Genomic DNA, 19,612 nt, shown 5'->3' with positions numbered 1-19,612 from the left:
ATGGCTAAGGTATTCGCGATAGCGAACCAAAAGGGTGGTGTGGGCAAGACCACCACCTGCATCAACCTCGCAGCATCCCTGGTCGCGACCAAGCGCCGGGTGCTGTTGATCGATCTCGATCCACAGGGCAACGCCACCATGGGTAGCGGTGTGGATAAACACGGCCTGGAAAACTCGGTTTACGACCTGCTGATCGGCGAATGCGATCTGGCCCAGGCCATGCACTATTCCGAGCACGGCGGTTATCAACTGCTGCCGGCCAACCGCGATTTGACCGCGGCAGAAGTGGTGCTGCTGGAAATGCAGATGAAGGAAAGCCGTCTGCGCAGCGCGCTGGCGCCGATCCGTGAAAACTACGATTACATTTTGATCGACTGCCCGCCGTCGCTGTCGATGCTGACTCTGAACGCATTGGTCGCTGCTGACGGGGTGATTATCCCCATGCAGTGCGAGTATTTTGCGCTCGAAGGTCTCAGCGACCTTGTGGATAACATCAAGCGCATCGCCGAACTGCTCAATCCGAACCTGAAAGTCGAGGGCCTGCTGCGGACGATGTACGACCCGCGCCTGAGCCTGATGAACGATGTTTCGGCGCAGCTCAAGGAACACTTTGGCGAGCAGCTGTACGACACGGTGATCCCGCGCAACATCCGTCTGGCCGAAGCGCCAAGCTACGGCATGCCGGCGCTGGCTTACGACAAGCAATCGCGCGGCGCCCTGGCTTATCTGGCCCTGGCCGGCGAGATGGTTCGCCGTCAGCGCAAAAATTCACGCATCGCCGCCGCTCAGGCAACTTAAGGAATCCCCATGGCCGTCAAGAAACGAGGTCTCGGACGTGGACTGGATGCACTGCTGAGTGGTCCGACTGTCAGCGCGCTGGAAGAACAAGCCGCGCAAGCTGACACCCGTGAGCTGCAGCACCTGCCGCTGGATCTGCTCCAGCGCGGCAAATACCAGCCGCGTCGGGACATGGATCCGCAAGCGCTGGAAGAGCTGGCGCTGTCGATCAAGGCACAAGGCGTGATGCAGCCGATCGTGGTGCGCCCGATTGGCGGTGGCCGTTTTGAAATCATCGCCGGTGAACGTCGCTGGCGCGCGAGCCAGCAAGCCGGGCAGGAAACCATTCCGGCGATGGTGCGCGACGTCCCCGATGAAACCGCGATCGCCATTGCGCTGATCGAGAACATCCAGCGCGAAGACCTCAATCCGATCGAAGAAGCGGTGGCCTTGCAGCGTTTGCAGCAGGAATTCCAGTTGACTCAGCAGCAGGTTGCCGAGGCTGTGGGTAAATCCCGCGTCACTGTGGCTAACCTGTTGCGGCTTATTGCGCTGCCGGAAGTCATCAAGACCATGCTGTCCCACGGCGACCTGGAAATGGGTCATGCCCGTGCTTTGCTCGGTTTGCCCGAGAATCAGCAGGTTGAAGGGGCGCGACATGTTGTCGCACGCGGCCTGACCGTGCGCCAAACTGAAGCACTGGTTCGCCAGTGGTTGAGTGGCAAACCGGAGCCTGTGGAAGCCAGCAAACCCGACCCGGACATCGCCCGCCTCGAACAGCGTCTGGCCGAGCGCCTAGGCTCTGCGGTGCAGATTCGCCACGGGAAGAAGGGAAAGGGTCAGTTGGTGATCGGTTATAACTCGCTCGATGAGCTTCAAGGTGTGCTCGCACACATCCGCTGAAACATTTCCTCATGTAGCGCGCAGTCGGAAATCACTACCTGACAGTTGAATAGGGGCAGAACCGCCCCTATACTCTGCGCGCATTTTGTCGGCACAAATTATGCCAAGTTATTGAATTCTGGCAGCCGACCATTGGAGAGCAATAGTGATGGAAACCCGCAAGCCAAACCGCCTGCCGTTCCATCGCCTGGCGGTATTTCCGGTGTTAATGGCTCAATTTGTCATTTTGCTCATTGCCGCTTTGGCGCTCTGGCAATGGCACGGAGTCGTTGCCGGATACTCGGGACTTTGCGGAGGCCTGATAGCCTTGCTGCCCAATGTTTATTTCGCTCATAAGGCATTTCGGTTTTCCGGCGCCCGAGCAGCCCAGTCCATCGTCCGGTCTTTTTATGCCGGCGAGGCAGGCAAACTGATTTTGACAGCAGTGCTTTTTGCGCTGGTGTTTGCAGGTGTGAAGCCGCTGGCGCCGATAGCTGTATTCGGCGTGTTCGTGCTGACTCAGTCGGTCAGCTGGTTCGCTCCCCTGCTGATGAGAACAAGACTTTCGAGACCTTAGGGCGTTTGAGGCAACCATGGCAGAAACAACCGCTTCGGGCTATATCCAGCACCACTTGCAGAACCTGACCTTCGGTCAGCTACCTAACGGCGGCTGGGGCTTTGCCCACACCGCAGCAGAAGCCAAAGAAATGGGCTTCTGGGCTTTCCACGTCGATACTCTCGGCTGGTCGGTCGCGTTGGGTCTGATCTTCGTTTTTCTTTTCCGCATGGCGGCCAAGAAAGCGACTTCGGGTCAGCCGGGTGCTTTGCAGAACTTCGTTGAAGTATTGGTCGAATTCGTCGATGGCAGCGTGAAAGACAGCTTCCATGGCCGTAGCCCGGTGATTGCACCGCTGGCACTGACCATCTTCGTCTGGGTGTTCCTGATGAACGCCGTCGACCTGATCCCGGTCGACTGGATTCCTCAGCTGGCCATCCTGATCTCCGGTGACCACCACATCCCGTTCCGCGCCGTGTCGACTACCGACCCGAACGCAACTCTGGGCATGGCGTTGTCGGTTTTCGCACTGATCATTTTCTACAGCATCAAGGTCAAGGGCATCGGCGGCTTCATCGGCGAACTGACCCTGCACCCGTTCGGCAGCAAGAACATCTTTGTTCAGGCCCTGCTGATCCCGGTGAACTTCCTGCTGGAATTCGTGACCCTGATCGCTAAACCGATCTCTCTTGCTCTGCGTCTGTTCGGCAACATGTATGCCGGTGAGCTGGTGTTCATTCTGATCGCTGTGATGTTCGGCAGCGGTCTGCTCTGGCTGAGCGGCCTGGGCGTTGTTCTGCAGTGGGCTTGGGCTGTGTTCCACATCCTGATCATCACCCTGCAGGCGTTCATCTTCATGATGCTGACCATCGTCTACCTGTCGATGGCGCACGAAGAAAACCATTAAGACCAGTCTCGACTAGTCTGATGTCCTTCCCGGTCAAACGGGAAGGGGCTCTTCACAGGGCACCTGAAACGATTTGTTTTACCGCTTTAATCTAAAAAACCTAAACCATACGACGTAAAAGTCGGGAGGAAAGATGGAAACTGTAGTTGGTCTAACCGCTATCGCTGTTGCACTGTTGATCGGCCTGGGCGCACTGGGTACCGCAATTGGTTTCGGCCTGCTGGGCGGCAAGTTCCTGGAAGGCGCAGCGCGTCAGCCAGAAATGGTTCCAATGCTGCAAGTTAAAATGTTCATCGTTGCCGGTCTGCTCGACGCCGTAACCATGATCGGTGTTGGTATCGCGCTGTTCTTCACCTTCGCGAACCCGTTCGTTGGTCAGATCGCTGGCTAATTACTCGGATATTCCGGGTAATTTGGTGTGATGGACAACGTAACTGCGAGGTGTTGGCGTGAACATTAATGCGACCCTGATTGGCCAGTCCGTTGCGTTCCTGATTTTTGTACTGTTCTGCATGAAGTATGTATGGCCTCCGGTCATCGCTGCTCTGCACGAACGTCAAAAGAAGATCGCTGATGGTCTGGACGCTGCCAGCCGTGCAGCTCGCGACCTGGAGTTGGCCCAAGAAAAAGCGGGTCAGCAACTGCGCGAAGCGAAAGCTCAGGCAGCTGAAATCATCGAGCAAGCCAAGAAACGCGGTAACCAGATTGTCGAAGAGGCCGTTGAAAAGGCCCGTGTCGACGCTGACCGTGTGAAGGTTCAGGCTCAAGCCGAGATCGAACAGGAACTGAACAGTGTCAAAGACAAGCTGCGCGCCCAAGTGGGTTTGCTGGCTGTCGGCGGCGCCGAGAAGATCCTGGGTGCCACAATCGATCAAAACGCGCACGCAGAGCTGGTTAACCAACTGGCTGCTGAAATCTAAGCGAGGGCGATCATGGCAGAACTGACCACGTTGGCCCGACCTTACGCTAAGGCGGCCTTCGAGCACGCTCAGGCCCACCAGCAACTGGCCAATTGGTCAGCCATGCTCGGCCTGGCTGCAGCGGTGTCACAAGATGACACCATGCAGCGCGTGCTCAAGGCCCCGCGACTGACGAGCGCAGAAAAGGCCGCCACGTTTATTGACGTGTGCGGCGACAAGTTTGATGCCAAGGCACAGAACTTCATCAACGTCGTTGCCGAAAACGACCGTCTCCCGCTTCTGCCGGAGATTGCCGCTCTTTTCGACCTGTACAAGGCCGAACAAGAGAAGTCGGTAGACGTTGAAGTGACCAGTGCTTTCGCATTGAACCAAGAACAGCAAGACAAACTCGCCAAGGTTCTCAGTGCACGACTCAACCGGGAAGTGCGCCTGCAAGTCGAGGAAGATAAAGCCCTTATTGGGGGTGTTGTCATCCGCGCCGGCGACCTGGTTATCGATGGCTCGATTCGCGGCAAAATCGCGAAACTTGCCGAAGCATTGAAATCTTGAGTTTGAAGGGGCAGCAGAGCAATGCAGCAACTCAATCCTTCCGAAATAAGTGAAATTATCAAGGGCCGCATCGACAAGCTCGATGTGACCTCCCAAGCCCGTAACGAAGGCACTGTCGTCAGCGTATCTGACGGCATCGTGCGGATTCACGGTCTGGCCGACGTAATGTACGGCGAGATGATCGAGTTTCCGGGCGGCGTCTACGGTATGGCCCTCAACCTGGAGCAAGACTCCGTAGGTGCCGTTGTATTGGGCGCTTACCAGTCTCTGGCTGAAGGCATGAGCGCCAAGTGCACCGGCCGCATCCTCGAAGTTCCTGTTGGTAAGGAACTGCTGGGTCGCGTAGTCGACGCACTGGGTAACCCTGTTGACGGCAAAGGTCCACTGGGCAACACCTTGACCGACGCGGTCGAGAAAGTTGCACCGGGCGTGATCTGGCGTAAGTCGGTAGACCAGCCTGTACAGACTGGCTACAAGGCTGTCGATGCCATGATTCCTGTCGGCCGTGGCCAGCGTGAGCTGATCATCGGTGACCGTCAGATCGGTAAAACCGCTCTGGCGATCGACGCGATCATCAACCAGAAAGACAGCGGCATTTTCTGCGTCTACGTAGCTATTGGTCAGAAGCAATCGACCATCGCCAACGTGGTTCGCAAGCTGGAAGAAAACGGCGCCTTGGCCAACACGATCATCGTGGCTGCCAGTGCTTCGGAATCTCCTGCGCTGCAATTCCTGGCACCGTACTCCGGTTGCACCATGGGTGAATTCTTCCGCGACCGCGGTGAAGACGCGCTGATCGTTTATGACGATCTGTCCAAGCAAGCAGTGGCTTACCGCCAGATTTCCCTGCTGCTGCGCCGTCCACCAGGCCGTGAAGCTTACCCAGGCGACGTGTTCTATCTCCACTCCCGTCTGCTGGAGCGCGCATCCCGCGTTTCGGAAGAATACGTAGAGAAGTTCACCAACGGCGCAGTGACCGGCAAAACCGGTTCCTTGACCGCACTGCCGATCATCGAAACCCAGGCTGGCGACGTTTCCGCGTTCGTTCCGACCAACGTGATTTCCATCACCGACGGTCAGATCTTCCTGGAATCGGCCATGTTCAACTCGGGCATCCGCCCTGCAGTGAACGCCGGTGTTTCGGTATCCCGTGTGGGTGGTGCCGCTCAGACCAAGATCATCAAGAAGCTCTCCGGTGGTATCCGTACCGCTCTGGCTCAGTACCGTGAACTGGCGGCATTCGCCCAGTTCGCTTCTGACCTGGACGAAGCGACCCGTAAGCAACTTGAGCATGGTCAGCGCGTTACCGAGCTGATGAAGCAGAAGCAATACGCACCAATGTCGATCGCTGACATGGCGCTGTCGCTGTATGCCGCTGAGCGTGGGTTCCTGACTGACATTGAAATCGCCAAGATCGGCAGCTTCGAACAAGCGCTGATCGCTTTCTTCAACCGCGATCACGCCGATTTGATGGCCAAGATCAACGTTAAAGGTGACTTCAATGACGAAATCGACGCTGGCATGAAAGCCGGTATCGAGAAGTTCAAGGCCACCCAAACCTGGTAAGCCGCAGCGGGAGCCGCGAGGCTCCCGCTTGCTAACCTGATAGGTGTTACATGGCAGGCGCAAAAGAGATTCGCAGTAAGATTGCGAGCATCAAAAGCACGCAAAAGATTACCAGCGCCATGGAAAAAGTGGCGGTCAGCAAAATGCGCAAGGCACAAATGCGCATGGCTGCTAGCCGTCCTTATGCGGAGCGTATCCGCCAGGTTATTGGGCATCTGGCCAACGCCAACCCGGAGTACCGCCACCCGTTCATGATCGACCGCGAAATCAAGCGTGTTGGTTATGTTGTGGTGAGCAGTGACCGTGGTCTGTGCGGCGGCTTGAATACCAACCTGTTCAAGGCCCTGGTCAAGGACATGGCGGTAAACCGCGAAAACGGCGTCGAGATTGATCTGTGTGTCGTTGGTAGCAAGGGTGCGGCCTTTTTCCGTAACTTCGGCGGTAACGTCGTTGCAGCTATCAGCCACCTGGGTGAAGAGCCGTCGATCAATGACTTGATCGGCAGCGTCAAGGTGATGCTGGATGCCTACCTGGACGGCCGTATTGACCGCCTGTCCGTGGTGTCCAACAAGTTCATCAACACCATGACGCAACAGCCTACCGTGGAGCAGTTGATTCCACTGGTGGCCACCCCGGATCAGGATCTCAAACACCACTGGGACTATCTCTACGAACCGGATGCCAAAGAGCTGCTTGACGGCTTGATGGTCCGCTACGTTGAGTCGCAGGTCTACCAGGCGGTGGTCGAGAACAACGCGGCTGAACAAGCTGCGCGGATGATCGCGATGAAGAACGCTACCGACAACGCCGGTGATTTGATCAGCGATTTGCAGCTGATCTACAACAAGGCGCGTCAGGCTGCGATCACCCAAGAGATCTCGGAAATCGTCGGCGGCGCTGCCGCGGTTTAACGGTTCAAATATTCAGAGGATCCAGCTATGAGTAGCGGACGTATCGTTCAAATCATCGGCGCCGTTATCGACGTGGAATTTCCACGCGACAGCGTACCGAGCATCTACAACGCTTTGAAAGTCAAAAGCGATGCCGGCACCACTCTGGAAGTTCAGCAGCAGCTGGGCGACGGCGTGGTTCGTACCATTGCGATGGGTTCCACCGAGGGCTTGAAGCGCGGTCTGGAAGTTACCGATTCTGGCGCAGCCATCTCCGTACCGGTCGGTAAAGCGACCCTGGGCCGGATCATGGACGTCCTCGGTAACCCGATCGACGAAGCTGGCCCGATCGACACCGAAGAGCGTTGGGGCATTCACCGTCCAGCGCCTTCGTTCGCTGAACAGGCAGGCGGCAACGACCTGCTGGAAACCGGCATCAAGGTTATCGACCTGGTTTGCCCGTTTGCCAAAGGCGGTAAAGTCGGTCTGTTCGGTGGTGCCGGTGTAGGCAAAACCGTAAACATGATGGAACTGATCCGTAACATCGCCATCGAGCACAGCGGTTATTCCGTGTTCGCCGGTGTGGGTGAGCGTACTCGTGAGGGTAACGACTTCTACCACGAGATGAAGGACTCCAACGTTCTGGACAAAGTGGCACTGGTTTACGGTCAGATGAACGAGCCGCCGGGTAACCGTCTGCGCGTAGCACTGACCGGCCTGACCATGGCCGAGAAGTTCCGTGACGAAGGTAACGACGTTCTGCTGTTCGTCGACAACATCTATCGTTACACCCTGGCCGGTACTGAAGTATCCGCACTGCTGGGCCGTATGCCTTCGGCAGTAGGTTACCAGCCGACCCTGGCTGAAGAGATGGGCGTTCTGCAAGAACGTATCACTTCGACCAAGGAAGGTTCGATCACTTCGATCCAAGCGGTATACGTACCTGCGGATGACTTGACCGACCCGTCGCCAGCGACCACCTTCGCCCACTTGGACGCCACCGTCGTTCTGTCCCGTGACATCGCTTCCCTGGGTATCTACCCAGCGGTAGATCCACTGGATTCGACTTCGCGCCAGCTGGATCCGAACGTAATCGGCCAGGACCACTACGACACTGCTCGCGGCGTTCAGTACGTTCTGCAACGTTACAAAGAGCTGAAGGACATCATCGCGATCCTGGGTATGGACGAGCTGTCGGAAGCCGACAAGCAGTTGGTAAACCGTGCTCGTAAGATCCAGCGCTTCTTGTCGCAGCCGTTCTTCGTGGCTGAAGTCTTCACCGGTGCTTCGGGTAAATACGTTTCCCTGAAAGACACCATTGCTGGCTTCAAAGGCATCCTCAACGGTGACTACGACCACCTGCCAGAACAAGCGTTCTACATGGTTGGCGGCATCGAAGAAGCGATCGAGAAAGCCAAGAAACTGTAATCCCGGCGCCCGGCAACGGGCGCTAATTTAGGTTGAGGCAATCAGATGGCTATGACAGTCCATTGCGATATCGTCAGCGCGGAAGGGGAAATCTTTTCCGGCCTGGTCGAGATGGTGATTGCGCACGGTGCACTGGGTGATCTTGGTATCGCTCTGGGTCACGCGCCGCTGATCACTAATCTGAAGCCAGGTCCGATCCGCCTGATCAAGCAAGGCGGGGAAGCCGAGGTGTTCTACATCTCCGGTGGTTTCCTCGAGGTTCAGCCGAACATGGTCAAAGTGCTTGCCGATACCGTGCAACGTGCTGCCGACCTGGATGAAGCTCAGGCTCAAGCAGCTCTCAAGGCTGCCGAGCATGCTCTGCATGAAAAGGGCGCTGATTTCGACTACAGCGCTGCGTCAGCTCGTCTGGCCGAGGCTGCAGCTCAGCTGCGCACCGTCCAGCAGATCCGCAAGAAGTTTGGCGGTTAATCCGTCAGCCGCTTGTTGTGCGATTGATAAAAAAGGGTAGCCTCGGCTACCCTTTTTTCTTTTTCCGAATTCAACCCCGGTCGCAGTTGCTGACCACCCAGGATTGGTAGCCAGTCATGTCTCTTGAAATCGTTATCCTCGCGGCCGGTCAAGGCACTCGTATGCGTTCGGCCCTGCCGAAAGTTCTGCACCCGATTGCCGGCAATTCCATGCTGGGCCATGTTATCCACAGCGCCCGCCAACTCGATCCACAACGCATCCATGTAGTGATTGGCCATGGCGCCGATGTGGTGCGTGAACGTCTGGCGGCTGATGATCTGAATTTCGTCCTGCAGGACAAACAGCTCGGCACCGGGCACGCCACCGCCCAGGCTGTGCCGTTCATTTCCGCTGACACCGTGCTGATCCTTTACGGTGACGTTCCGCTGATCGAAGTCGAAACACTGCAACGTCTGCTCAAGCACGTAGTGCCGGGGCAGATGGGTTTGCTCACCGTCGAACTCGACGACCCGACCGGTTACGGCCGTATCGTGCGCGACTCTGACGGTAAGGTCGCGGCCATCGTTGAGCACAAAGACGCCAGCGAAGCGCAGCGCGCAATCACCGAAGGCAACACCGGCATTCTCGCCGTCCCGGCCGATCGTCTGGCCGATTGGATGAGCCGCCTGTCGAACAACAACGCTCAGGGCGAGTATTACCTTACTGACGTGATTGAAATGGCGGTCAGCGATGGTCTGGTAGTGGCCACCGAACAACCGCACGACCCGATGGAAGTGCAGGGCGCCAACGATCGCAAACAACTGTCCGAGCTGGAGCGTCATTACCAGTTGCGCGCCGGCCGCCGTTTGATGGCGCAAGGCGTGACCCTGCGTGACCCGGCGCGTTTTGATGTGCGCGGTGAAGTGACCGTGGGTCGCGATGTGCTGATCGACATCAATGTGATCCTCGAAGGCAACGTTGTTATCGAAGACGACGTGGTGATCGGCCCGAACTGCGTGATCAAGGACAGCACCCTGCGCAAAGGCGTGGTGATCAAGGCCAACAGTCATATCGAAGGTGCCGTAATGGGCGAGGGCAGCGATGCCGGTCCGTTCGCGCGTCTGCGTCCGGGCACCGTGCTTGAAGCGCGCGCGCATGTGGGTAACTTTGTTGAACTGAAGAATGCGCACATGGGCGAGGGCGCGAAGGCCGGTCACTTGACCTATTTGGGCGATGCCGAAATCGGTGCGCGCACCAACGTGGGTGCGGGCACCATCACCTGCAACTATGACGGCGCCAACAAGTGGAAAACCGTGTTGGGTGCAGATGTGTTCATCGGCTCCAACAATTCGTTGGTCGCGCCTGTGGATATCTCTGATGGTGCGACCACAGCGGCCGGCTCAACGATTACGCAGAATGTGGATAACGCGCAGTTGGCGGTTGGTCGTGCGCGGCAGAAGAACATTGATGGCTGGAAGCGGCCGGTGAAAATCAAAAAGGACTGAGTTATCCACAGCGGCTTTTTGAAGATCAAAAGATCGCAGCCTTCGGCAGCTCCTACGGGGACTGTCGGAGGGCTGCGATTTTTTATGAGCAATGGGTTGACGATTTATGGCCAATAGGTTTTGATTGCTTCCGTTATCTTTCGAATCGAAACTTAAGCCGCCATGTCGAAACGCAACACGCCCCAACGCCGCCACAACATTCTTGCCTTGCTCAATGAGCAGGGCGAAGTCAGTGTGGATGAGCTAGCCAAGCGCTTCGAAACCTCTGAAGTTACGATTCGCAAGGATCTCGCCGCACTGGAAAGCCATGGCTTGTTGCTGCGCCGTTACGGCGGGGCGATCACCATGCCGCAGGAGCTGGTCGCGGAAACCGCGCAGAGCGTTTCCAAATACAAACAGGCGATTGCCCGCGCGGCGGTGAAACGCATCCGCGAGCACGCGCGCATCATCATCGACAGCGGCAGCACCACCGCCGCGATGATCCCCGAACTTGGCCAGCAGCCAGGTCTGGTGGTGATGACCAATTCCCTGCACGTCGCCAATGCCTTGAGCGAACTCGAACACGAACCGGTGCTGTTGATGACCGGTGGCACCTGGGATCCGCATTCGGAATCCTTCCAGGGCCAGGTTGCCGAGCAGGTACTACGCTCTTACGACTTTGACCAGTTGTTCATCGGCGCCGACGGTATCGATCTGGTGCGCGGTACCACGACCTTCAATGAACTGCTCGGTTTGAGCCGGGTCATGGCTGACGTGGCGCGGGAAGTTATCGTCATGGTCGAGGCCGACAAGATCGGCCGCAAGATTCCCAATCTGGAGCTGCCATGGAGCAGCGTCCATACCCTAATTACCGATGATCGCCTGCCTATCGATGCACGCGATCAGATCCAGGCCCGCGGTATCAACGTGATTTGCGCGGCTGTCAGTCAGGAGAAATAAGCATGTGTGGAATTGTCGGCGCAGTCGCTGAACGCAACATCACCGCCATCCTGCTCGAAGGCCTCAAGCGCCTCGAATATCGTGGTTACGACAGCGCCGGTGTGGCGGTGTACACCAACGACGAAACCCTCGAGCGCATGCGTCGCCCGGGCAAAGTCAGCGAACTCGAAGCCGCGTTGGCCGAGCACCCGCTGGTGGGTCGTCTGGGTATCGCCCACACTCGTTGGGCCACCCACGGTGCGCCGTGCGAACGTAACGCCCACCCGCATTTCTCCGGCGACATCGCGGTGGTGCATAACGGCATCATCGAAAACCACGAAGCTTTGCGTGAACAACTGAAAGCACTGGGCTACGTGTTCACCTCGGACACCGACACCGAAGTCATCGCTCACCTGCTCAACCATAAACTCAAGGATCAGCCTGATCTGACTGTCGCACTCAAAGCGACCGTCAAAGAACTGCACGGCGCTTATGGTTTGGCGGTGATCAACGCCAAGCAACCGGATCGTCTGGTTGCCGCACGCAGTGGCAGTCCGCTGGTGATTGGTCTGGGACTGGGCGAGAACTTCCTCGCTTCCGACCAATTGGCGTTGCGTCAGGTGACTGACCGCTTCATGTACTTGGAAGAAGGCGATATCGCCGAAATTCGCCGCGATAACGTGCAGATCTGGGACGTGAGCGGCAACGCTGTCGAGCGCCAGACCGTGCAGTACACCGACGGCGCCGAAGCTGCCGACAAAGGCGAATTCCGCCACTACATGCTCAAGGAAATCCACGAGCAACCGGCCGTTGTCCAGCGCACCCTCGAAGGTCGACTGAGCAATGATCAAGTGCTGGTTCAGGCTTTCGGTCCGCAAGCCGCCGAGCTGTTCGCCAAAGTGCGCAACGTGCAGATCGTCGCCTGCGGCACCAGCTACCACGCCGGTATGGTCGCGCGTTATTGGCTGGAAGAACTGGCCGGCATCCCGTGCCAGGTCGAAGTCGCCAGCGAGTTCCGCTACCGCAAAGTCGTGGTGCAGCCGGACACCTTGTTCGTGACCATCTCGCAGTCCGGCGAAACCGCCGACACCCTGGCCGCGCTGCGCAATGCCAAAGAACTGGGTTTCCTCGCCAGCCTGGCGATCTGCAACGTCGGCATCAGCTCGCTGGTGCGTGAATCCGACCTGACCCTGCTAACCCAGGCCGGTCGCGAAATCGGCGTCGCTTCGACCAAAGCCTTCACCACGCAACTGGTCGGCCTGTTGTTGTTGACCCTGTCGTTGGGTCAGGTTCGCGGCACGTTGGCCAAAGGCGTTGAAGCCACTTTGGTCGAAGAACTGCGCCGCCTGCCAACCCGCCTCGGCGAAGCGCTGGCGATGGACAGCACCGTGGAAAAAATCGCCGAACTGTTCGCCGAGAAGAACCACACCCTGTTCCTCGGCCGTGGCGCGCAATTCCCGGTCGCGATGGAAGGTGCCTTGAAGCTCAAGGAAATCTCCTACATCCACGCCGAAGCCTACCCGGCCGGCGAACTGAAACACGGCCCGCTGGCGCTGGTGGATAACGACATGCCAGTGGTCACCGTTGCGCCCAACAACGAACTGCTGGAAAAGCTCAAGTCCAACCTGCAGGAAGTCCGCGCCCGTGGCGGCGAACTGATCGTGTTCGCCGACGAAAAAGCCGGAATGACCAACGGCGAAGGCACCCACGTGGTGCAAATGCCGCACATCCACGACATCCTCTCACCGATCCTCTACACGATCCCGCTGCAGTTGCTGTCGTACTACGTTGCGGTGCTGAAGGGCACGGACGTGGATCAACCGCGTAATCTGGCGAAGTCGGTGACGGTGGAGTAATTGGTCTTACGCGGGGGCGAGAATTTTCTTGCTCCTGCGTTGCTTTTTAGGCTCCAACACTCTCGCTATTTATCTACAAAAAATCCGCAAATAAATCCGCGTACTACTCGAACTTCCGACTATTCCTACATTACCTATAGCTAGGTAAACCGGGGGTTGTGGCGTACTCTGAAATCCGCGAAAAAATCCGCGAATCTTGGAGGTCGAATGAGCGCTGAAGCTATCTTGGGGAATCATTGGCTGGAGCCGCTGGTTCCGACATTTCCCAGTGAAATTCTGCAATTGGCAGAGCAAGTGCCATTTCAGGCAGGAAAACTCAGCGCCATCGTTGCTCCGCAAATGGTTCGGCGAGTGGGTGGATTGCTGCGGGTCACCAGCAGCTTTTATAGCAATCTGATTGAGGGCCAATTTACTGAGCCGGTAACGCTTGCGCCGACAGCCCCGAGACGTAATCCCAAAGAGCTGACTGAGCTGGCGGTGACGCATATCGGTACACAGCAAGCTTTTGAACGAGCGCTGTCACTGCACAACAAACTGCCTTGGGAGGCAATGTTCAGCAGCGCATTTGTTTCCCGGGTACATAAGCGCCTGTTTCAGGGGGCCAGCGGTGACCAATTGCATTTGCGCGACGCAAGTCGATTGGTGCCTGGCCAGCTTCGAGATGTAGCGGCCCAGGAAGTTCTCGTCGGCAATCATGCCGCGCCCTCCAGTCAATCCGTAACACCGATGCTCAATCGTATGCAGCAGGTCTACGGCCGCTTGCCCGATGCACGGAGCCGCTTGCTCGCGGTCATGGCTTATCACCATCGATTAGCCTGGGTGCATCCTTTCGTTGATGGAAACGGTCGCACCGGCAGGCTGATCACCCACCTGCAACTGCAGAAACTGGGACTGGTATCGCCCTTGTGGTCGTTATCGCGAGGACTTGCTCGCCAGCAGGACACTTATTACGCGCGTTTGGCCAATGCGGACAAATCGCGTCGCGGTGATCTGGATGGGCGTGGTCAACTCACCCAAGCGAGGCTGTTCGAATTTGTCGGTTTCATGCTGGAGACCTGTCTGGATCAGATGCGCTATACCGAGCAGGCACTGAACGTCTCCAACATGCGTGAAAGACTTCACACCATTTTTGCGTGGGACGAGCGTATTAAAAGGGCCGGTCTCAAGCCCGAGGCAGCACGTGCTTTGCACATTCTGCTGACTCAGGGCGTGCTGAGTCGGGCGGACTTCAAGATATTCACCGGACTGTCTGACCGGGTCGCGACTGATCAACTTAGAAGTCTTGTCCAGCTGGGACTTGTGGAAAGTGCTACGCCTAAAGCCCGAGATCTTTATCCGGGATTGCCCGTGTGGTTTGCACAGCTTCTATTTCCGGACTTGCATCAACGAATGATGGCTGCAAGCTAAGGAGTTGTTGGATGGATCGCTTCCAGGAAATGCACATCTTCACCACCGTCGCCCAAGAGCAGGGCTTCTCCTCGGCCGCGCGGCGTTTGGGCCTTTCCGCGGCCAGTGTGACGCGGGCGGTGGCGGCGCTGGAGTTGCGCATTGGTACGCAGTTGTTGATTCGTACCACGCGCAGTGTGCATTTGAGCGAGGCGGGGCAGCGTTATCTGGAGGATTGTCGGAGGATTCTTGCGGAGGTGCAGGAAGCCGAGGATTCGGCGGCGGGCAGTCATGCGCAGCCGCGTGGGCAATTGACGGTGACGGCGCCGGTGTTGTTCGGCGATCTGTTTGTGACGCCGGTGATGGCGGGTTATCTCGCGCAGTATCCGGAAGTCACGATCAACGCGGTGCTGGTCGACCGGATCGTCAACATGGTCGAAGAGGGTATCGATGTGGCGGTGCGCATCGGTGATCTGCCCGACAGCAGCCAGCATGCGATTAGGGTCGGTGAGGTGCGTCGGGTGATTTGTGGCTCGCCGGACTATTTCGCCAGGCACGGTCGGCCGATTCATCCTCATGCGCTGGCAGGCGTGCCCGTTGTGGCGACTTCAGCAATTGGGCAGCAACGCACCTGGCCGTTTCTCGATGGAGGCGAACCGTTCAGCGTGCGACCTGAACCGCGTCTGATCGTCACGGCCAATCAGGCTGCAATTACGGCGGCTGCCATGGGCTTGGGGATGACGCGAGTCTTGTCTTATCAGGTGGCGAGCAAGGTGGCTGCCGGTGAATTGGAAATCGTCCTCGCCGAATTCGAACTGCCCGCATTGCCGATCCATGTGGTCTATCAGGGCGGGCGCAAGGCGCCGGCGCGGATTCGCAGTTTTGTCGATTTCGCGGTACAGGCTTTGCGCGAACATCCCGCGTTGAAAAATGCAGCGTTATTGCACGAGCTGAAATAATCGTTTGCAGTTACTGGTGATTCTGTTGTTTTCGCGATCAGGGGAAGATGGCCCCCTCGGCGCGCTCATCCCCGCAGCGGCGCCCCTGTTCAGCGGAGTCGACCATGCAAGCGATCAAACTCTACAACTTCCCGCGTTCTGGCCACGCTCATCGCGTCGAGTTGATGCTGTCCCTGCTGCAATTGCCGACCGAGCTGATTTTCGTCGATCTGGCCAAGGGTGAGCACAAGCAGCCCGCGTATCTGGCCATCAACAGCTTCGGCCAAGTCCCGGCGATTGATGACGGCGGCGTGGTGCTCGCCGATTCCAACGCTATTCTGGTGTATCTGGCGCAGAAGTATGGCAACGGACGTTGGCTGCCTGCGGATCCGGTCGGTGCCGCGCATGTGCAGCGTTGGTTGTCGGCAGCCGCCGGGCCGATTGCTTTTGGCCCTGCTGCTGCACGCTTGGTCACCGTATTCGGCGCGCAACTGAATGCTGAAGAAGCCATCACCCGTGCGCACAACCTGCTGAAAGTGATGGACATCGAACTGGGCAAAACTCCGTATCTGGCCGGCGAAGAACCGACCATCGCCGACGTCTCGGCCTACAGTTACATCGCTCATGCGCCGGAAGGCAATGTGTCGCTGGATGAGTACGCCAATGTTCGCGCCTGGCTGGCCCGGGTCGAAGCCTTGCCCGGGTTTGTCGGCATGCCGCGCACCGTCGCCGGCCTGCAAACCGCAGTCTGATTCCCGCAATCCACACTGTGCCGACGGTGCAGGGGAGAGGTCGTGATGGAACGTTCACCGTGGCACGCTGGCGAGCAACAGTTGCAGGCGAAAGTCGGGGTTGCCGAACGCATGGAGGCGTTCGGGCGTAAGGTGATTCGCACGTGGATGCCGGATCAGCACCGTGAGTTCTATCAGCAATTGCCCTTTATGCTGTACGGCGCCGTCGATGCGCAGGGCCGGCCGTGGGCCAGTGTGCTTGAAGGTGCGCCGGGCTTTGCTCATTCGCCGGATCCCGAGCACCTGCATTTCGCCAGCCAATCCTCGGCCGATGACCCGGCGCAACTGCGCAACGGCGAGCCGATCGGTTTGCTCGGCATCGAACTGCACACCCGCCGGCGCAATCGCCTTAACGGCCATGTCGATAATCTGACCGCGCAGGGATTCGACGTCAGCGTGGATCAGGCTTTCGGCAACTGCCCGCAATACATTCAGTTGCGCCAGTTTCAGCGCGTGCCACTGACGGATCCGCAAACCCGCCCGGCTCAGCATCTGGACGCTCTCGATGAGACGGCCACGGCGTTGATCGAAGGCGCCGACACGTTCTTCGTCGCCAGTTATGTCGATGTTGATGGTCAGCGCGCGGTGGATGTTTCCCACCGCGGTGGGCAGCCAGGTTTCGTCCGGGTGGAAGGGAATCGTCTGACCATCCCCGACTTTGCCGGCAATCTGCATTTCAATACCCTCGGCAATTTATTGCTCAACCCCAAGGCCGGCCTGCTGTTCATCGACTTTTCCACAGGCGATGTGCTGCAACTCAGCGGGCGCACCGAGATCATTCTCGAAGGCCCGCAAATCGAGGCGTTTCAAGGCGCGGAACGCCTGTGGACATTTGACGTGGAAAAACTGGTGCGACGTCCGGCGGCATTGGCGTTGCGCTGGCGCTTCGACGGCATGTCGCCGACCAGTCTGTTGACCGGTAACTGGGCCGAGGCGGACGCACGTTTGCAAGCGCAGGCGTTGGGCAATCAATGGCGGCCGCTACGGGTGGCGAAGATCGAAGCGGAGAGTCAGCACATTCGCTCGATCTATCTGGAGCCCGCCGATGGCGCCGGTTTGCCGGTGTTTCTTGCCGGTCAGCATTTGCCGCTGCGTTTCACCGTGGAGGGCGAGGTACACATTCGTACTTACAGCCTTTCGAGTGCGCCATCGGATGGTTTCTACCGGATCAGCGTCAAGCGTGAGGGCCTGATTTCGTCGCATCTGCATGAGCAGATTAATGTTGGCGATGTACTCGAAGCGCGTGCGCCGCAGGGGCATTTCACCGTCGCACCGCTGGAGCAGCGACCGTTGGTGCTATTGGCTGCTGGTGTGGGAATCACGCCGTTGCTGTCGATGCTGCGCGAGGTGGTGTACCAAGGCTTACGGACGAGGAGGATTCGTCCGACGCTGTTGTTGCAGAGTTCACGCAGCCTGGCCGATCAACCGTTTCGCAAGGAACTGGATCGCTTGCTGGAAACGTCTGGCGATGCGGTGCGGGTGTTGCGTTTGCTCAGCCAGCCGGAAGCCGATGTGCTCGAAGGTGCAGATTTCGATCTCCCTGGGCGGATTGATGCGCAGGTGTTGAGGAATGTGCTGGAGGTCGAGGATTTCGACCAGATCGATTTTGTCCTCTGCGGCCCCGGTGGGTTTACTCAAGGGCTGTACGACACCCTGCGCGAACTGGATGTACGCGATGCGCAGATTTATGCGGAAACCTTTGGCCCGTCGACACTGAAACGTCAGGCCGATCCGGATGCAATCGTGATTGAGCAACCGCCCGTAGCGACCACTTCGGTTCCGGTGGTGTTCGAGCGTTCGGCGAAAGAGGCGCGTTGGCAGCCGGATGGTGGCAGTTTGCTGGAACTGGCGGAAAGCCGTGGATTACGTCCGGAGTTCAGTTGCCGGGGTGGTTCATGTGGAACCTGCAAGACGCGGCTGGTCAGCGGTGCGGTGAATTATCCTCAGGTGCCGGCGGATATGCCGGAGGCGGGGCATGTGCTGATTTGTTGTGCGGTGCCGGCGCAGAGCGGCCAACCCTTGGTGTTGGATTTATAAACCGATCCCTGTAGGAGCTGCCGAAGGCTCGGGCCGCGATCGGACGATCTTTTGATCTTGAAAACAAAAGTCAAAAGATCGCAGCCTTCGGCAGCTCCTACAGTGGAATGTGTTTCAGGCTGGGATCAGGCGTAGGACAGGGATTTTTCTTCGAGCAATTCCTGATACAGCTCCGTCCACTTGCGGCCCATTTCGTCGGCTGTGAATAACTGCCGATACCGCGCCTCCGCTTTCACCCCCATCGCCGCCGCACGCACCGGATCATCCCAAAGCGTACGCATCGCCTCGCGAAACGCCTGCGGATGACTCGGCGGCACCACCAATCCGGTCTCGTTGTGAATATTGATGTAACTGGTACCCGTGCCGATCTCGCTGGAGATCATCGGTTTGCCGTACATCGCGCCTTCCAGCAGCGAAATACCGAACGCTTCCGAACGCAGGTGCGACGGGAAGACGATCGCGTAGCTCAATTGCAGCAACGCGACTTTGTCTTCGTCGCCCAAGCGCCCGAGGAAATGAATGTTGCGCAGCCCCAACGCAGCGGCTTGCGCATGCAGCTCCTGCTCGAGCGGGCCGGCGCCGACGATCACCACCGGGTAATCCACGTCTTTCAGCGCATCAAGCAGGATGTGCAGGCCTTTGTAATAACGCATGACCCCGACAAACAGGAAAAACTTATCCCCAAGCTGCTGGCGCCAGCGGTTCATGCGCTCGCTATCGGCCTGTGGATAACCGGCCTTGTTCAAACCGTAGGGGATGACTCGAGTCTTGTCCTGAAACTGCTGCAGCACATCGCTGGTGTGCAGGTAGTTCGGCGACGCCGCGACAATACGGTCGGCGCTGGCGAGGAAGCGGTTCATCAGTGGCCGGTAAAGTTTCAGCAGATGCTTCTGGCGAATGATGTCCGAGTGATAGGTCACTACGCTGGGTTTTTGCATGCCGCTGGCGAAATGCACCAGATCCATGAACGGCCACGGAAAGTGGTAGTTGACCACATCGGCCTCGGCGGCCATTTCGCGAAACTGTTTGAATACGCTCCAGGAAAAACCGGTGGAGGCGAACTGAATGTCGAGTTTGGCGCGGTGCACTTCGTGGTGACCGAGTTTGACCACGGGCGGTGTCGGGTCGCTGCTGAGTGTCAGCACCTGGCCGTCGATACCGTGCTGGGCGCCGCTTTCGCAGAGCTGGAAGATCACTTGTTCGATGCCGCCGACCGAATCAGGCAGGTACGTTTTGAAAAAGTGAAGTACGCGCAT

Annotated in this window: 19 protein-coding genes; 18 read left to right on the top strand and 1 reads right to left on the bottom strand. The window is 58.0% G+C overall.

Features of this window, described 5'->3' with window-relative positions; all coding sequences use genetic code 11:
* The 18 genes from AD669_RS27360 (at position 1) to AD669_RS27275 (ending at position 18,356) form a co-directional block, all read left to right on the top strand.
* Positions 1–798 (top strand): ParA family protein, encoded by a 798-nt coding sequence (locus AD669_RS27360; RefSeq protein WP_007911909.1) that lies wholly within the window; start codon positions 1–3, stop codon positions 796–798.
* A gap of 9 nt (positions 799–807) precedes the next feature.
* Entirely contained in the window at positions 808–1,680 is an 873-nt protein-coding gene (locus tag AD669_RS27355) for a ParB/RepB/Spo0J family partition protein (protein ID WP_008084408.1), read from the top strand.
* A gap of 148 nt (positions 1,681–1,828) precedes the next feature.
* Positions 1,829–2,236 (top strand): F0F1 ATP synthase subunit I, encoded by a 408-nt coding sequence (locus AD669_RS27350; RefSeq protein ID WP_008084411.1) that lies wholly within the window; start codon positions 1,829–1,831, stop codon positions 2,234–2,236.
* A gap of 16 nt (positions 2,237–2,252) precedes the next feature.
* Positions 2,253–3,122, top strand: coding sequence for a F0F1 ATP synthase subunit A (atpB, locus tag AD669_RS27345; protein WP_053125288.1), 870 nt, complete (start codon positions 2,253–2,255; stop codon positions 3,120–3,122).
* Positions 3,123–3,255: 133 nt separating this feature from the next.
* Positions 3,256–3,513: a F0F1 ATP synthase subunit C gene (gene atpE / locus AD669_RS27340; protein ID WP_003097235.1), complete on the top strand. Its 258-nt coding sequence runs from the start codon at positions 3,256–3,258 to the stop codon at positions 3,511–3,513.
* A 58-nt stretch (positions 3,514–3,571) separates the two neighbouring features.
* The gene (locus tag AD669_RS27335; RefSeq protein WP_003229781.1) at positions 3,572–4,042 is read left to right on the top strand and encodes a F0F1 ATP synthase subunit B; all 471 of its coding nucleotides are present in this window, start codon (positions 3,572–3,574) and stop codon (positions 4,040–4,042) included.
* 12 nt (positions 4,043–4,054) lie between these two features.
* Complete coding sequence (locus AD669_RS27330; RefSeq protein ID WP_053125286.1) at positions 4,055–4,591, top strand: F0F1 ATP synthase subunit delta; 537 nt, start codon at positions 4,055–4,057, stop codon at positions 4,589–4,591.
* A gap of 21 nt (positions 4,592–4,612) precedes the next feature.
* Positions 4,613–6,157: a F0F1 ATP synthase subunit alpha gene (gene atpA / locus AD669_RS27325; protein WP_007911958.1), complete on the top strand. Its 1,545-nt coding sequence runs from the start codon at positions 4,613–4,615 to the stop codon at positions 6,155–6,157.
* Positions 6,158–6,207: 50 nt separating this feature from the next.
* Positions 6,208–7,068: a F0F1 ATP synthase subunit gamma gene (gene atpG, locus AD669_RS27320; protein ID WP_007911960.1), complete on the top strand. Its 861-nt coding sequence runs from the start codon at positions 6,208–6,210 to the stop codon at positions 7,066–7,068.
* A 27-nt stretch (positions 7,069–7,095) separates the two neighbouring features.
* The gene (gene atpD / locus AD669_RS27315; protein WP_016984062.1) at positions 7,096–8,475 is read left to right on the top strand and encodes a F0F1 ATP synthase subunit beta; all 1,380 of its coding nucleotides are present in this window, start codon (positions 7,096–7,098) and stop codon (positions 8,473–8,475) included.
* 45 nt (positions 8,476–8,520) lie between these two features.
* On the top strand, positions 8,521–8,946 hold the full coding sequence (locus tag AD669_RS27310; protein WP_053125284.1) for a F0F1 ATP synthase subunit epsilon: 426 nt from the start codon (positions 8,521–8,523) through the stop codon (positions 8,944–8,946).
* A 116-nt stretch (positions 8,947–9,062) separates the two neighbouring features.
* Positions 9,063–10,430 (top strand): bifunctional UDP-N-acetylglucosamine diphosphorylase/glucosamine-1-phosphate N-acetyltransferase GlmU, encoded by a 1,368-nt coding sequence (glmU, locus tag AD669_RS27305; protein WP_053125282.1) that lies wholly within the window; start codon positions 9,063–9,065, stop codon positions 10,428–10,430.
* Between the two features lie 162 nt (positions 10,431–10,592).
* Entirely contained in the window at positions 10,593–11,369 is a 777-nt protein-coding gene (locus AD669_RS27300; protein ID WP_053125280.1) for a DeoR/GlpR family DNA-binding transcription regulator, read from the top strand.
* A gap of 2 nt (positions 11,370–11,371) precedes the next feature.
* Entirely contained in the window at positions 11,372–13,204 is a 1,833-nt protein-coding gene (gene glmS / locus AD669_RS27295) for a glutamine--fructose-6-phosphate transaminase (isomerizing) (RefSeq protein WP_053125279.1), read from the top strand.
* A 207-nt stretch (positions 13,205–13,411) separates the two neighbouring features.
* Positions 13,412–14,611: a Fic family protein gene (locus AD669_RS27290; protein ID WP_256218973.1), complete on the top strand. Its 1,200-nt coding sequence runs from the start codon at positions 13,412–13,414 to the stop codon at positions 14,609–14,611.
* An 11-nt stretch (positions 14,612–14,622) separates the two neighbouring features.
* Positions 14,623–15,549 (top strand): LysR family transcriptional regulator, encoded by a 927-nt coding sequence (locus tag AD669_RS27285; RefSeq protein WP_053125278.1) that lies wholly within the window; start codon positions 14,623–14,625, stop codon positions 15,547–15,549.
* A 104-nt stretch (positions 15,550–15,653) separates the two neighbouring features.
* Complete coding sequence (locus AD669_RS27280; RefSeq protein ID WP_053125277.1) at positions 15,654–16,280, top strand: glutathione S-transferase family protein; 627 nt, start codon at positions 15,654–15,656, stop codon at positions 16,278–16,280.
* A 45-nt stretch (positions 16,281–16,325) separates the two neighbouring features.
* Complete coding sequence (locus AD669_RS27275) at positions 16,326–18,356, top strand: pyridoxamine 5'-phosphate oxidase family protein (RefSeq protein WP_053125271.1); 2,031 nt, start codon at positions 16,326–16,328, stop codon at positions 18,354–18,356.
* Positions 18,357–18,481: 125 nt separating this feature from the next.
* Here AD669_RS27275 and AD669_RS27270 read toward each other — a convergent pair whose 3' ends face one another.
* Complete coding sequence (locus AD669_RS27270; protein WP_053125269.1) at positions 18,482–19,612, bottom strand: glycosyltransferase family 4 protein; 1,131 nt, start codon at positions 19,610–19,612, stop codon at positions 18,482–18,484.

The sequence above is a fragment of the Pseudomonas sp. P1.31 genome (assembly GCF_001269815.1).
In the GTDB taxonomy this organism is placed as follows: Bacteria; Pseudomonadota; Gammaproteobacteria; order Pseudomonadales; family Pseudomonadaceae; genus Aquipseudomonas; species Aquipseudomonas rustica.
The sequence above is the reverse complement of the archived record's forward strand: the minus strand, read 5'-3'. Positions and strand labels throughout refer to the sequence as shown.

Bases quoted from the DNA above. Each gene is read 5' to 3' on its own strand.
- AD669_RS27310 (WP_053125284.1), top strand. From the start codon at position 8,521: ATGGCTATGACAGTCCATTGCGATATCGTCAGCGCGGAAGGGGAAATC.
- AD669_RS27290 (WP_256218973.1), top strand. From the start codon at position 13,412: ATGAGCGCTGAAGCTATCTTGGGGAATCATTGGCTGGAGCCGCTGGTT.
- AD669_RS27280 (WP_053125277.1), top strand. From the start codon at position 15,654: ATGCAAGCGATCAAACTCTACAACTTCCCGCGTTCTGGCCACGCTCAT.
- atpA (WP_007911958.1), top strand. From the start codon at position 4,613: ATGCAGCAACTCAATCCTTCCGAAATAAGTGAAATTATCAAGGGCCGC.
- AD669_RS27330 (WP_053125286.1), top strand. From the start codon at position 4,055: ATGGCAGAACTGACCACGTTGGCCCGACCTTACGCTAAGGCGGCCTTC.
- AD669_RS27285 (WP_053125278.1), top strand. From the start codon at position 14,623: ATGGATCGCTTCCAGGAAATGCACATCTTCACCACCGTCGCCCAAGAG.
- AD669_RS27270 (WP_053125269.1), bottom strand. From the start codon at position 19,612: ATGCGCGTACTTCACTTTTTCAAAACGTACCTGCCTGATTCGGTCGGC.
- glmS (WP_053125279.1), top strand. From the start codon at position 11,372: ATGTGTGGAATTGTCGGCGCAGTCGCTGAACGCAACATCACCGCCATC.
- glmU (WP_053125282.1), top strand. From the start codon at position 9,063: ATGTCTCTTGAAATCGTTATCCTCGCGGCCGGTCAAGGCACTCGTATG.
- atpB (WP_053125288.1), top strand. From the start codon at position 2,253: ATGGCAGAAACAACCGCTTCGGGCTATATCCAGCACCACTTGCAGAAC.
- AD669_RS27275 (WP_053125271.1), top strand. From the start codon at position 16,326: ATGGAACGTTCACCGTGGCACGCTGGCGAGCAACAGTTGCAGGCGAAA.
- AD669_RS27360 (WP_007911909.1), top strand. From the start codon at position 1: ATGGCTAAGGTATTCGCGATAGCGAACCAAAAGGGTGGTGTGGGCAAG.
- AD669_RS27300 (WP_053125280.1), top strand. From the start codon at position 10,593: ATGTCGAAACGCAACACGCCCCAACGCCGCCACAACATTCTTGCCTTG.
- atpD (WP_016984062.1), top strand. From the start codon at position 7,096: ATGAGTAGCGGACGTATCGTTCAAATCATCGGCGCCGTTATCGACGTG.
- AD669_RS27355 (WP_008084408.1), top strand. From the start codon at position 808: ATGGCCGTCAAGAAACGAGGTCTCGGACGTGGACTGGATGCACTGCTG.
- atpG (WP_007911960.1), top strand. From the start codon at position 6,208: ATGGCAGGCGCAAAAGAGATTCGCAGTAAGATTGCGAGCATCAAAAGC.
- AD669_RS27350 (WP_008084411.1), top strand. From the start codon at position 1,829: ATGGAAACCCGCAAGCCAAACCGCCTGCCGTTCCATCGCCTGGCGGTA.
- atpE (WP_003097235.1), top strand. From the start codon at position 3,256: ATGGAAACTGTAGTTGGTCTAACCGCTATCGCTGTTGCACTGTTGATC.